At 62.4% G+C, this 12,481-nt stretch carries 16 protein-coding genes; 8 read left to right on the forward strand and 8 right to left on the reverse strand.

All coding sequences use genetic code 11. From position 1 onward, the window contains the following. The first annotated feature begins 74 nt into the window (after nucleotides 1-74). The 4 genes from UB48_RS10610 to UB48_RS10625 all read left to right on the forward strand — a co-directional run bounded on the left by UB48_RS10610 (nucleotide 75) and on the right by UB48_RS10625 (nucleotide 3,435). Nucleotides 75-356 carry a hypothetical protein gene (locus UB48_RS10610; protein WP_045196710.1) on the forward strand — a complete coding sequence of 94 codons (282 nt, stop codon included), beginning with the start codon at nucleotides 75-77 and terminating at the stop codon, nucleotides 354-356. 80 nt (nucleotides 357-436) lie between these two features. Continuing rightward, nucleotides 437-1,597, forward strand: coding sequence for a nitrogen regulation protein NR(II) (locus tag UB48_RS10615; RefSeq protein ID WP_045196712.1), 1,161 nt, complete (start codon nucleotides 437-439; stop codon nucleotides 1,595-1,597). 1 nt (nucleotide 1,598) lies between these two features. Continuing rightward, on the forward strand, nucleotides 1,599-3,044 hold the full coding sequence (locus tag UB48_RS10620; RefSeq protein WP_045196853.1) for an ATPase domain-containing protein: 1,446 nt from the start codon (nucleotides 1,599-1,601) through the stop codon (nucleotides 3,042-3,044). A 19-nt stretch (nucleotides 3,045-3,063) separates the two neighbouring features. Further along, nucleotides 3,064-3,435, forward strand: a complete 372-nt coding sequence (locus tag UB48_RS10625) for a response regulator (protein WP_045196714.1) — start codon at nucleotides 3,064-3,066, stop codon at nucleotides 3,433-3,435. A 78-nt stretch (nucleotides 3,436-3,513) separates the two neighbouring features. On the opposite strand, the gene csrA is transcribed toward UB48_RS10625, so the two are convergent. The 8 genes from csrA to UB48_RS10660 all read right to left on the reverse strand — a co-directional run bounded on the left by csrA (nucleotide 3,514) and on the right by UB48_RS10660 (nucleotide 9,240). Then, nucleotides 3,514-3,711: a carbon storage regulator CsrA gene (gene csrA / locus UB48_RS10630; protein WP_010223936.1), complete on the reverse strand. Its 198-nt coding sequence runs from the start codon at nucleotides 3,709-3,711 to the stop codon at nucleotides 3,514-3,516. Between the two features lie 281 nt (nucleotides 3,712-3,992). Beyond that, nucleotides 3,993-5,006 carry a DNA topoisomerase IB gene (locus tag UB48_RS10635; RefSeq protein WP_045196716.1) on the reverse strand — a complete coding sequence of 338 codons (1,014 nt, stop codon included), beginning with the start codon at nucleotides 5,004-5,006 and terminating at the stop codon, nucleotides 3,993-3,995. A 42-nt stretch (nucleotides 5,007-5,048) separates the two neighbouring features. Then, entirely contained in the window at nucleotides 5,049-6,137 is a 1,089-nt protein-coding gene (gene modC, locus UB48_RS10640) for a molybdenum ABC transporter ATP-binding protein (RefSeq protein WP_045196718.1), read from the reverse strand. A gap of 2 nt (nucleotides 6,138-6,139) precedes the next feature. Beyond that, complete coding sequence (gene modB, locus UB48_RS10645) at nucleotides 6,140-6,820, reverse strand: molybdate ABC transporter permease subunit (RefSeq protein WP_045196720.1); 681 nt, start codon at nucleotides 6,818-6,820, stop codon at nucleotides 6,140-6,142. Further along, on the reverse strand, nucleotides 6,820-7,578 hold the full coding sequence (modA, locus tag UB48_RS10650) for a molybdate ABC transporter substrate-binding protein (RefSeq protein WP_045196722.1): 759 nt from the start codon (nucleotides 7,576-7,578) through the stop codon (nucleotides 6,820-6,822). The genes modB and modA overlap by 1 nt, the downstream gene beginning before the upstream one ends. A gap of 81 nt (nucleotides 7,579-7,659) precedes the next feature. Next, nucleotides 7,660-8,733: a nitronate monooxygenase family protein gene (locus tag UB48_RS10655; RefSeq protein WP_045196724.1), complete on the reverse strand. Its 1,074-nt coding sequence runs from the start codon at nucleotides 8,731-8,733 to the stop codon at nucleotides 7,660-7,662. A gap of 29 nt (nucleotides 8,734-8,762) precedes the next feature. Continuing rightward, nucleotides 8,763-8,933 (reverse strand): hypothetical protein, encoded by a 171-nt coding sequence (locus tag UB48_RS27965; protein ID WP_177329152.1) that lies wholly within the window; start codon nucleotides 8,931-8,933, stop codon nucleotides 8,763-8,765. A gap of 4 nt (nucleotides 8,934-8,937) precedes the next feature. Next, nucleotides 8,938-9,240: a DUF1883 domain-containing protein gene (locus tag UB48_RS10660; RefSeq protein WP_038995738.1), complete on the reverse strand. Its 303-nt coding sequence runs from the start codon at nucleotides 9,238-9,240 to the stop codon at nucleotides 8,938-8,940. A gap of 158 nt (nucleotides 9,241-9,398) precedes the next feature. On the opposite strand from UB48_RS10660, the gene UB48_RS10665 reads away from it, so the two are divergent. The 4 genes from UB48_RS10665 to galU all read left to right on the forward strand — a co-directional run bounded on the left by UB48_RS10665 (nucleotide 9,399) and on the right by galU (nucleotide 12,455). Beyond that, nucleotides 9,399-9,749: a hypothetical protein gene (locus UB48_RS10665; protein WP_045196729.1), complete on the forward strand. Its 351-nt coding sequence runs from the start codon at nucleotides 9,399-9,401 to the stop codon at nucleotides 9,747-9,749. Nucleotides 9,750-9,881: 132 nt separating this feature from the next. Further along, nucleotides 9,882-10,532 carry a cytochrome c gene (locus UB48_RS10670; RefSeq protein ID WP_045196731.1) on the forward strand — a complete coding sequence of 217 codons (651 nt, stop codon included), beginning with the start codon at nucleotides 9,882-9,884 and terminating at the stop codon, nucleotides 10,530-10,532. Then, complete coding sequence (locus UB48_RS10675; protein WP_045196733.1) at nucleotides 10,529-11,434, forward strand: c-type cytochrome; 906 nt, start codon at nucleotides 10,529-10,531, stop codon at nucleotides 11,432-11,434. The genes UB48_RS10670 and UB48_RS10675 overlap by 4 nt, the downstream gene beginning before the upstream one ends. Before the next feature lie 181 nt (nucleotides 11,435-11,615). Beyond that, complete coding sequence (gene galU, locus UB48_RS10680) at nucleotides 11,616-12,455, forward strand: UTP--glucose-1-phosphate uridylyltransferase GalU (RefSeq protein ID WP_045196734.1); 840 nt, start codon at nucleotides 11,616-11,618, stop codon at nucleotides 12,453-12,455. Nucleotides 12,456-12,481: the final 26 nt, after the last annotated feature.

The following is a 12,481-nucleotide window of genomic DNA, read 5'->3' on the forward strand; positions in this document are numbered from 1 at the left end:
TATAGAGCAATTGACTCCTTGCTGTCATTGCGCCACTGTGGGTTTCATGTTGGATCCAATAGAGGCAAGGGAACGTGGCCAAGCACGCCGCAGCTGAAACCGTCACCGGCAAACCGCGCGTCAAATGGTACTGGCGCGTGCTGTTCGCCAAGGTCTGGCTGGCTGCCGCGTTTTTGTTCCTGAGCCTGCTGGGGGCGGGGGTATTGCTGCTGATAACCAGCGCCGACAGCAGCCTTGATGCCAGCCAGCGCTGGCTGGCGCTGACTGCCGGTATCGGTGTACTGGCGACCTGTACCTACCTGGGCCAGCTGGCGTTGCCGCGTCGGCGGTTGGCAGTGGCGCAAGATTCCGACTAAGTTTTAGACCAGCGCAGGGAATCGCTTGCAGCGTATGCTGTCATATCCAGACAAGCCATCTACGGCTTCGTGGGGCAGCCATGGTCTCATCCGACTCCGAACTTCATGTGATGCACGCCAGTCGCTTCGAGCAACTGGTGCAAACAGTGGTTGACTACGCCATCTACATGCTCGACCTCGAAGGCCATGTGGTGTCCTGGAACGCAGGCGCCCAGCGGATCAAGGGCTACCGCGCCGAAGAAGTCATCGGCAAGCATTTCTCGATGTTCTTCACCCCCGAAGATTGTGCCGATGGCAAGCCGGCCCGGCTGCTTGAACGGGCTTTGAGCACCGGTGGCGCCCAGGATGAAGGCTGGCGCCAGCGCAAGGATGGCACGCTGTTCTGGGCGCTGGTGGCGCTGGATGTGATCAAGTCGCCGGACGGCGAGGTGGTCGGGCTGGCGAAGATCACCCGCGACATCACCGACCGCCGTGACGCGGCGCTGCAACTCGATGAGGTCCGTGCCCAGCTGTTCCAGTCGCAAAAGCTCGAAGCCCTCGGCCAGTTGACCGGGGGCATGGCCCACGACTTCAACAACCTTTTGACCATCATCATCGGCTCGGCGCGCCTGGCCCTCAACAGCCGCGACCCGCAGCGCACCCGGCGCTTGCTCGAGCACATCCTCGACGCTGGCGAGCGTGGCAGCCAGATGACCCAGCAGCTGCTCAGTTTCGCCCGTCACAAGGCGTTGAAGTTCGGCCGCATCAAGGTACCGGACCTGGTCGAATCGACACGTCTGCTGCTTGGCCAGACCTTGCCTGTCTCGGTGGAGTTGCAGGTGCTGCTGGCCGATGAACTGTGGGATGTCGAAGTCGACGCCGGGCAGTTGCAGATGGTCTTGCTCAACCTGATCTTCAATGCCCGCGATGCCATCGACGGCGAGGGGACGATCACCATGCAGGCGCGCAACTGCGAGCTGCAGGGGCGTCCCGACGGCTTGCTCGGGCGCTTTGTCTGCATCAGTGTCAGCGACACCGGCCGGGGTATCGACAGCAAGATACTGCCGCGCATCTTCGAGCCTTTTTTCACCACCAAGAGTTTTGGCAAGGGCACCGGCCTGGGCCTGAGCCAGGTCTATGGTTTTGCCAAGCAGAGCAACGGCACGGTCAGCGTCAGCAGTGAAGCGGGCAAGGGCACCTGCATGAGTGTCTACCTGCCGGTCTACACCGCCAACCCCGACCCTGAACGCGGAGGTGCATAGCATCGTGGAACAACTCAAACGCCTGGCCACCGGTATTCCTGGTCTCGACGAACTGCTCAAGGGTGGGCTGGTGGTCGGTGCTTCCTACATCGTCCAGGGCCGGCCTGGCTCGGGCAAGACCATCCTCGCCAACCAGCTGGCCTTCAATCACGTCAGCCAGGGTGGGCGCGTGCTGGTGGCGACGCTACTGAGCGAATCCCACGAGCGTTTGTTCCAGTATCTGTCTACCTTGAGCTTTTTCGACCCCGGCAAAATCGGCGCGCAGCTGCAGTTCGTCAGCGCCTTCGACACCCTCGAGCAAGAGGGCCTGGATGAAGTGGTAAAACTGCTGCGCGGCGAGATCAGCCGCCACCAGGCCAGCCTGCTGATCGTCGACGGCCTGCTCAATGCCCGATCGCGCGCGGAAACGCCGCTGGACACCAAGAAATTCATCGCCGAGCTGCATGGTCATGCCGCCTTCGCCGGTTGCACCGTGCTGTTCTTGACCAGCTCGCGGCTGGAGGACGGCAGCCCCGAACACACCATGGTCGACGGCGTCATCGAGCTGGGTGACGAGCTGCTGGGCAGCCGCTCGGTGCGCCGGATCCAGCTGCGCAAGACCCGCGGCAGTGGTGCATTGTCGGGTATTCACGAATGCGAAATCACCGAACACGGCCTGCAGGTTTACCCGCGCCTGGAATCACTGTACAGCCACCCCAGCGGGCACGGCATGGGCGAACTGATGCGCATTCCCAGCGGCGTGCCGGTGTTCGACCGCCTGCTCGGCGGCGGCCTGCCGGCCGCCTCGGTGACCCTGGTGATGGGCCCCTCGGGCATCGGCAAGACTTCACTGGGCGTGAGCTTTCTCGGTGCGGCAACAGCGGCAGAACCCGGCCTGCATTTCGGCTTTTATGAAACCCCGCAGCGCCTGCGTCTCAAGGCCGGCGCCCTGGGCTACGACTTCGCCGCCATGGAGCGCGCCGAGGCCTTGCACATTGCCTGGCAACCGACCACCGAAGGCGTGCTCGATGATGTCGGCATGCGCTTGTTGCGCCTGGTCGAGCAGCACAGCATCAAACGCGTGCTGATCGACAGCCTCGGCGCGTTCACCCGCCTGGCCAGCAACCCGACGCGCCTGAATGAATTCTTCCGCGCCCTGACCGGCGAGCTGCGGGCCCGTGACGTCAGCGTCCTGGCCACTTGGGAGATGCGCGATATCTTCGGCTCGGAAATCAACGCGCCGGCACCGGACCTTTCGAGCATTGTCGACAACCTGCTGTTGATGCGCTTTGTCGAGATGGACTCGGAGCTCAAGCGCTTGCTGTCGATCCTCAAGGTGCGCGACAGCTATTACGACCCGGCCCTGCTGGAGCTGATCATCAGCGACCATGGCATCGACCTGCAAAAAGCCTTTACCCAGGCCACGGGGGTGATGTCCGGCACGCCTTCGCAGGTGCCTGGATCATGAGGCCGGGGGTGGCAACGGCATGAGCACCATTCTGGTCGTCGACGACGAGTACCTGATCGCCAATATCCTCGGCTGGGCCCTGGAAGACGAAGGTTTCGACGTGGAGCTGGCCGGCAATGGGCAGAAGGCCCTGGACGTATTGAAAGGCAAGCGGGTGGAGTTGGTGATCACCGATTACATGATGCCGGTGATGGATGGCGAGGCGTTGGCCGTCAGTATTCGTGCAGAGCCACTCTTGCAAGGCTTGCCGATCATACTGATGAGCGGGGCGCAGGCTCACAAGGGGCGGGACAATCCCGGGCTGTTCGCCGCCGTGTTCGACAAACCCTTCGACATCGAGCAACTGATTGCCAAAGTGAAGGAACTGGTCGATACGCCCGAGGCGCCTTGAGGCCTGTGACTGCAACCGGGCGGGTTGCCAGTGTCAGGATCAAGCGCATCCGTGCGGCTTGAGTCGGTTGGGGGCTGCTTAGTGCTCGTCGCCTCCTTTTTCCGGTGCCGGGCTACCGGCCTGAATGCGTTTGAAAATCTCTTCGCGGTGCACCTGAACATCTTTCGGTGCATCGATGCCGATCCTCACTTGCATCCCTTTGACGCCCAGAATGGTGACTTTGATGTCATCGTTGATGACGATGCTTTCGCCAACCTTGCGGGTGAGTATCAGCATGTATATCTCCTTGGTAACGTAAGTTGCCTTGCGGGCGCGGCCCGCAGAAGCCGGGATCACACAGGGGTGCATCCCTCTTTCCCTTCATTAAAGACGCTTTCGGCGGATATTAATTCCCCCGAACACAGATTCTGTAGTGAGTCTTTAGTCGCAGGTGCCGATTGGCTGGATGAGCACTCCGAAGCAGCGAGTGCTGCCCGTACCCGCAAGCATAGGGGGGTTGAAGGAATATGGGAAATTTCTCTGCATGATACCCAAGGTGGGTTTCGCTGAATGGCTTTTCAAGGGGCCGCCAGGTTTTGCAGAAACAGCGCCAGGGCCACTTCCTCGGCCTCCAGCCCCTTGCGCGTGCGCGCCCGTGGCAGCTTGGCCAGCTCGCCGAGGGTGAAATGCTCGAACAGCGCCGGGTGGATGTAGCAGCGCCGGCACACCGCCGGGGTGTTGCCCAGGCGGCTGGCGACCTGCCTGACGGTCTCGACGATCTGACGTTTGGCCTCCTGCTCCGGTTGCCATTCAAGCTGGCGCAACAAGCTCAGGGCCAGGGCGCTGCCGGCCCAGGTGCGGTAGTCCTTGGCGGTGAAGTCGCTGCCGGTCAGCTCCTGCAGGTAGGCGTTGACGTCGGCTGAACCGACGCTGTGGCGCTGGCCCTGGTCATCCTGGTACTGGAACAGGTCCTGGCCGGGCAGGTCCATGCAGCGTTTGATCAGGTTGGCCAGGCGCCGGTTCTTCACCGTCACCTGATGCTCGATACCGCTCTTGCCGCGAAACTGAAAGCGGATGGCGCTGCCGTCGACCTTGACGTGACGGGTGCGCAGGGTGGTCAGCCCGTAAGACTTGTTGTCGCGGGCGTACTGGCGGTTGCCGATGCGGATCAAGGTGCTGTCGAGCAGGCTTACCACCAGGGCCATGACCTTTTGCCGATCAAGCCCCGGCCGCGCCAGGTGGCTGTCCAGTTGCCGGCGCAGCTTGGGCAGCAGGCTGGCAAAGGCCAGCATGCGTGCGTACTTGTGGCTGTCGCGGTAACTGCGCCAGTCGGCATGGTAGCGGTACTGCTTGCGTCCGCGGGCGTCACGACCGGTCGCTTGCAGGTGGCCTTGCGGGTCGGCGCAGATCCACACATCGGTATAGGCCGGGGGGATCACCAGGGCCTTGATCCGCTCAAGGGTGGCCGGATCCTTGACCCGCTCGCCTTGCTCATCGAAGTAGGCGAACTTGCCGCGCAGGCTTTTGCGCCGCAGGCCGGGCTGGCTGTCATCAACATAATGCAAGGCGCTTGGCAGGGCGGTGTCGGGCATGGCGCAGGTCCGGTTGCGGGGTTTGTACTATGGACCGCACGCTCAACCCAACAGTGCCACCGACTTTATCTGTGCCCACAGCGACTGGCCGGCGTGCAGCTGCAGCTGGTCGGCGGAGTAGCGGGTGATGCGCGCCAGCAAGGTGGTGCCGGCGGCGTCCAGGCTGACCAGCACGTGGGCACTGTTGTCGGCCGGGCGATGGCCGCTGACGGTCACCGGCAGGCGATTGAGGATGCTCGATTGCTGGTCGGCACCAAGGCTCAGGCTGACGTCCCGCGCCTGCACCTTCAAGCGCAGCGGCATGCCCACGGCCAGCGGTTCGTGGGCCACGCGCAATTGCAGGTGGCTGTGCGGCAGTTGCAGGCTGAGCAACTGATAGTCGCTGCTGTAGGCGCTGACCTGGCCTTCGATGATCACCCCGGCGTCGTCGCCCTGGGCCAGCGGCAGGTCGAGGCGCGCGAGGGTGGCGGCAATCGGCCCGCTGGCCTGGACCTTGCCCTGCTCAAGCAGCACCAGGTGATCGGCCAGCCGTGCCACTTCATCCTGGGCGTGGCTGACGTAGACCAGCGGAATCTCCAGCTCGCTGTGCAGGCGCTCGAGGTAGGGCAGGATCTCGCGCTTGCGCGGGCCGTCGAGGGCTGCCAGCGGCTCGTCCATCAACAGCAGTTGCGGGCTGCTCAGCAGCGCCCGGGCAATGCCCACGCGCTGGGCTTCGCCGCCGGACAGGGTGGCTGGCTTGCGCTGCAGCAGGTGCTCGATGCCGAGCAGTTCGCAGGCCTGTTCGAGGCTGACCTTGCGCTGCTGGGTGGGGATGCGCTTGTAGCCGAAGGTCAGGTTGGCGCGCACCGACAGGTGCGCGAACAGGCTGGCCTCCTGGAACACGTAACCGATCGGGCGCTGGTGCGGGGCAATGAAATGTTCGCGGCGCGAGTCCTGCCAGATCTCGCCATTGACCTCGATGTAGGCTTCGGGGGCCCGTTCCAGCCCGGCCAGGCAGCGCAGGCAGGTGGTCTTGCCGGAGCCTGAATGGCCGAACAGCGCACTGATGCCGCGCCCGGGCAGTTGCAGGTCGACATCCAGGCTGAAGTCGCCGCGGTCCAGTTTCAATCGGGCGTGAATCATCGCCGCCATGCTCAGCTCCAGGCCGATTTGCCCCGGCGGCTGGAGTACAGCGCCAGCAGCACGAGGAAAGAGAATACCAGCATGGCCCCGGCCAGCCAGTGGGCCTGCAGGTACTCCATGGCTTCGACGTGGTCGAAGATCTGCACCGAGACCACCCGGGTCTTGTCGGGAATATTGCCGCCGATCATCAGCACCACGCCGAACTCACCGACGGTATGGGCAAAGCCGAGGATGCTGGCAGTGATAAAGCCTGGTCGGGCCAGGGGCAATACCACATGGACGAAGGTGTCCCAGGGGCTGGCACGCAGGGTCGCGGCCACTTCCAGCGGGCGCTCACCGATGGCGCTGAAGGCGTTTTGCAGCGGCTGTACGACGAAGGGCATCGAATACACCACCGAACCGATCACCAGGCCGCTGAAGCTGAACACCACGGTGCCCAGCCCCAGCGCCTGGGTAGTCTGGCCAATCCAGCCGTTGGGCCCCAATGCCAGCAACAGGTAAAAGCCGATCACCGTCGGTGGCAGCACCAGGGGCAGGGCCACCACCGCGCCCACCGGCCCGCGCAGCCATGAGCGCGTGCGCGCCAGCCACCAGGCGATAGGGGTACCGATCAGCAACAGGATCAGCGTGGTCAGGCTGGCCAGTTTAAAGGTCAGCCAGATGGCACCCAGGTCACTGGCATCCAGTGGCATCAGATTTCGTAACCGTAGGATTTGATCACGGCTGCGGCTTTCGGGCCCTTGAGGTATTCAACCAGGGCTTTGGCCGCGGCGTTGTCCTTGCCTTTGTTGAGAATCACCGCGTCCTGTTTGATCGGTTCGTGCAGGTTCGACGGCACGATCCAGGCCGAGCCGCTGCTGACCTTGCCGTCCTTGTAGATCTGTGACAGGGCGACGAAGCCCAGTTCGGCATTACCGGTGGAGACGAACTGGTACGCCTGGGTAATGTTCTGGCCTTCGACGATCTTGCCCTTGGTGGCCTCGGTCAGCTGCAGCTTGTCCAGTACCTGGGTAGCGGCCAGGCCGTAGGGCGCAGCTTTCGGGTTGGCGATCGACAGGTGCTTGAACTCATTCTTTTTCAGCACGTCACCCTTGCCATCGACATAGCCGTCCTTGGCCGACCACAGTGCCAGGGTGCCGATGGCGTAGGTAAAGCGCGAGCCCTTGACGGTGTCGCCTTCTTTCTCGAGTTTTTCCGGGGTGCTGTCGTCGGCGGCAAGGAATACTTCGAACGGCGCGCCGTTCTTGATCTGCGCGTAGAACTGGCCGGTGGCGCCGTAGGCGGCCACCAGCTTGTGGCCGGTGTCCTTCTCGAAGTCCTTGGCAATCGCCTGGATCGGCGCGGTGAAGTTGGCGGCGACGGCTACCTGTACCTCATCGGCCCAGGCGCTGTTGCAGGTCATGAAGGTGGCCAGGGCGGCCAGGGCAAAACGAGGTGCGCACTTACTCATGAAAAACAGCTCCACAGGCTGAGGGGTAGTCGTTATATAGGTGAATATATAGCGAATACCCGATCAACGGGAAGTACTGCTTCAGCGTTTGAGCTGGGCGAGGGCGTTTTGTGCCAGTGTGCGGGTCAGTTCACCGGCCGCCAGGGCCTGGCCCAGACGCAGCGCCTGGCCTGCCCAGAGGTTGCTGAAATCGCTGTTGCCCTTTGGCTCGCTGATGGCCCGTAGCGGCATCAGCGCACCCCCGGCCAGGGGGAAGCGCGGTGCCAGCTCGCTCATCGGCCCCAGCTCGCGCATGATGCGCGTGTTGATACCACGCGCCGGGCGCCCGGTGAACAGGTTGGTCAGCGCCGTGTCGCTTTCCTTGGCGCTGTGCAGCGCCTGACGATGAGCCGCCGAGACCTTGGCCTCAGGGCAGAACAGGTAAGCGGTGCCCAGTTGCACCGCCGAAGCGCCCAGCGCCAGTGCGGCGACGATGCCGCGGTGGTCGCCAATGCCGCCCGCGGCAATCACCGGCACCTTCACAGCATCGACAATCTGCGGCACCAGCGCCAGGGTGCCGACCTGGGTAGTGAGGTTGCTGCTGAGGAACATCCCGCGGTGGCCACCGGCTTCATAGCCCATGGCGATGATTGCGTCGCAGCCGTGATCTTCCAGCCACAGCGCTTCATCCACGGTGGTGGCACTGGACAGCACCTTGGCGCCCGTGGCCTTGACCCGCTTGAGCAGGCTGGCTTCGGGCAGGCCGAAGTGGAAGCTGACCACGGCCGGCTTGTAGTGCTCGACCAGCTGGCAGCTGGCGTCGTCGAAGGGCGCGCGGTTGGACACCGGTGTTGGCGCATCGAAGTCGGCGCCCAGCTCCAGGTAATACGGCTTGAGCGCCTGCTTCCAGGCCGCATCGCGCTCAGGGTCCGGCTGCGGCGGCTGGTGGCAGAAGAAGTTGAGGTTGAGCGGGCCGTTGCTGGCCTCGCTGAAGGCCTGCAGCTCGGCGCGGATCTGATCCAGGCTCAAGGTGGCACATGGCAGCGAACCCAGGCCGCCGGCGTTGCTTACGGCAATGGCCATGGCCGAGCCGGTGGAGCCGGCCATTGGCGCCTGAAGGATCGGCAGCTCGATGCCGAGCAGATCGAGGAGACGGGTGTCCGGCCATTGGCGCATGCCTGGGGTTCCTTGTGCTGAGGAGGGTGTTACAGCGCTTTGCTCACCTTGATATCAGTGATTTTCCTGGCGTCTTCGCCGTGCAATTGTTGCAGCGCTGCCTGCACGTGCTCGGGCGCATCGCTGATCATCTGGGCGAAGTCGAATCGTTGCTCGCCATCGATCTTGTACTTGATCACGAACTTGGTGGTCTGGCTCATGGGCTTATCTCAGCTTCGACGACGAACGGCGAATGAACTTGATGGTATGGGTGAAGGTTGGCTTGGTCACGGCCGACAGGGCGCGCGGGCCGACGGTGTCGATGGTGATGTTCCAGAAGCCGGTGCTGGGCACGGTGATCTTCGCCGGGAAGTCGACAAAGGCGCCGCCGTGGTAGGTGTGACGGCCGCCGTTCTTGAAGCTGCGGAAGTTGGCGTCGTTCATCAGGCGGATATTGCAGCGCTGGGAGCAATGAATGACCACGATGTCATCCTCGTTGAGGTGCTCGCGCTGGTGTACGAATTTCATGTTGCACTCCGCATTGGATCTGTCAGCAAATCAAAACGATACCATGATGTCGGTTACACTGTCGGCCTTCGTGCCAGGCCCAGGATAAAACTGCCAATCAAGGGAGCAAAATGGTCTGCGCGTGGTCTTACTCTTTTTCCGTGGTGGAGGTGTACTTGATGAAGTGGGTCGTAGCAGCGTTGGCAGTAACGCTGGGTGGCTGTGTGAGTGTGTCGGAGCTGGAGCACAGCCCGGAAACCCTCAATGTGATTTCTGGCAAGAAACCCCAGGAATACGCGGACTGCGTGCAGCAGCAACTGACTGAAACCCGTGGGCAACTGACCGTGGAAGAACGCCACGACGGTCTGCGCCTGGTGGTGCCGCAAAAGGTCGGCGGCGGCCCGGCGGCGCTGGTGGATATCGACAAGCGCGGTAGCGGTAGCAGCATCAAGCTGTATGAGCGCCTGAACAACTTCCCGCTGCGCCTGGGTGATGTGAAGACGGCAGCGACGCGCTGCATCTCGGGCTAAATCCTTTTTCGGCTAATCGATTCAGCTGGCATCTAGCCATCTTTCTGCGTTGTAGCTTGTGGCGTATAGGCCTACTATTCATAGGCTTATACTTATTAAGCCTAAGCTTATAACAAGAAAATGGAGTCCGTGATGATCCCACTGGATCGCATCCTGATCAGCAGCCTGCTGCTGTTTTCATTGCCTGCCGCACACGCCGTCGATGGCCAGAAAATCTTCACCCAGGGTGGCCAGAACCCGGCCGCCATGGCCTGCCTGGGTTGCCATGGTGCCGACGCCAAGGGCATTGCGCCTGCCGGCTTTCCGCGCCTGGCCGGCTTGCCTGCGGCGTACCTGAGCAAGCAACTGCACGACTTTCAAAACGGCAGCCGCAAGCACCCGATCATGGAGCCGCTGGCCAAGGCCCTCAGCGCCGAGGAAATCCAGGCGGTGACCACGACCCTGGCGGCCATGCCCAGCGAGCCTGCCAGCGATATCCACCGCCAGCAGATGGCTGCCGACCCGGTGCAGAAGCTGGCGCTGTACGGCGACTGGAACCGCAAGATCCCCGGCTGTGTGCAGTGCCACGGCCCGGGCGGCGCCGGTGTTGGTGAGCATTTTCCGCCACTGGCCCATCAACCGGCCACCTATCTGGTTGCCCAGCTCAACGCCTGGCGCGACGGCAGCCGCAGCAACGACCCCAACCAGTTGATGGTCGGTGTGGCCAAGGCCATGACCGATGACGAAATAAAGGCCGTGGCCAACTACTTCGCCAACCCTGTCAGCCCGGAGGTCAAGCCATGAAGCCGATGATTCTCGCTGCCCTGACCCTGGCCTTTGGCAGTGTCCATGCTGCGCCGATTGCCATGGAAGACCAGTCGCAACTCAAGACCCCGCCAGCTGCCGCGCCTGGCTTTACCCCGCCGGCAGAAAGCGAGCTGCCCGACAACGCCTACGGCAAGATGGTCCGCGATGGCTACGCCTTGTTTGTCGACACACGCCGGCTGATGCCTGACAACGTTGGCAACGGTCTCAACTGCAGCAACTGTCACCTCGACCAGGGCCGCCTGGGCAACTCGGCGCCGCTGTGGGGCGCGTATCCCATGTACCCGGCCTATCGCAAGAAAAACGACAAGGTCAACACCTTCGCCGAGCGCATCCAGGGCTGCTTTCAGTTCAGCATGAACGGCAAGCCGCCAGCGGCCGACAGCCCGCAGATGACAGCCTTGTCGGTCTATGCCTACTGGCTGGCGAGCAAGGCGCCGATTGGCGTCGAGAGTGCTGGCCGCGGCTACCCGGAGGTGGCGCAATCGGCGCAAGGTTACGACTTCAAACGCGGTGAGCAGGTGTACCAGGCCCAGTGCTCCATTTGCCACGGCGCCAGTGGCGAAGGGCAGAAGGTAGCCGGCAACTACGTGATGCCGCCATTGTGGGGCAAGGACTCCTACAACTGGGGCGCCGGGATGCACCGGATCAATACCGCCGCGTCCTTCATCAAGCACAATATGCCCTTGGGCAAGCCCGGCAGCCTGAGCGACCAGCAGGCCTGGGACGTGGCCGCTTACATCAACCGCCACGAACGGCCGCAGGATCCGCGCCTGGTCGACGGCTCGATCGAGAAGACCCGGCTGAAGTTCCACGCCAATGATGGCGTCAACCTCTATGGCCAAAAGGTCGATGGGGTGCTGGTCGGGCAGGGCATGTAGGCATCGGCTGTTTAACTGCCGGTGGTCAGCCACCGGCGCATTATTTATGCTCCCGGGGAACTATCCCCCCCGGGATTTCATCTATGATGGCATCGGCCAGCGTGGTGGGGCATTGTAAGGTGACCGCCGCCTGATTAGACTGCGCCGAATTTCGTACGCAAAGCCCTTGTTAAGGACGTATATGATCAAGAAATGCTTGTTCCCGGCAGCCGGTTACGGCACTCGCTTCCTGCCCGCTACCAAAGCCATGCCCAAGGAAATGCTGCCGGTGGTGAACAAGCCACTGATCCAGTACGGCGTTGAAGAAGCGCTGGAAGCTGGATTGAACGAAATTGCCATCGTCACCGGTCGTGGCAAGCGCGCCCTGGAAGACCACTTCGACATCAGCTATGAGCTGGAAAACCAGATCAAGGGCACCGACAAGGAAAAATACCTGGTCGGCATCCGTCGTCTGCTCGACGAGTGTTCGTTCTCCTACACCCGCCAGACCGAAATGAAAGGCCTGGGCCACGCGATCCTCACCGGTCGCCCGCTGATCGGCGACGAGCCGTTCGCCGTGGTACTGGCGGACGACCTGTGCGTCAACCTCGAAGGCGACAGCGTGCTCAAGCAGATGGTCAAGCTGTACAAACAGTACCGCTGCACCATCGTTGCCATCATGGAAGTCGACCCGCAGGAAACCAGCAAGTACGGGGTGATCGCCGGTGACCTGATCGGTGACGACCTGTACCGCGTGCGCAACATGGTCGAGAAGCCAAAGCCTGAAGATGCTCCGTCGAACCTGGCGATCATCGGCCGCTACATCATGACCCCGGACATCTTCAAACTGATCGAAGAAACCGAGCCGGGCAAAGGCGGTGAAATCCAGATCACCGACGCCCTGATGAAGCAGGCCCAGGACGGCTGCGTTATTGCCTACAAGTTCAAGGGCAAGCGTTTCGACTGCGGTGGTGCCGAAGGCTACATCGAAGCGACCAACTTCTGCTTCGAGAACTTCTACAAAACCGGCAAAGCGTACTGAGCCTGGTAGCTAGCGGTTTGATAAAG

The organism is Pseudomonas sp. 2(2015) (genome assembly GCF_000955865.1).
In the GTDB taxonomy this organism is placed as follows: Bacteria; Pseudomonadota; Gammaproteobacteria; order Pseudomonadales; family Pseudomonadaceae; genus Aquipseudomonas.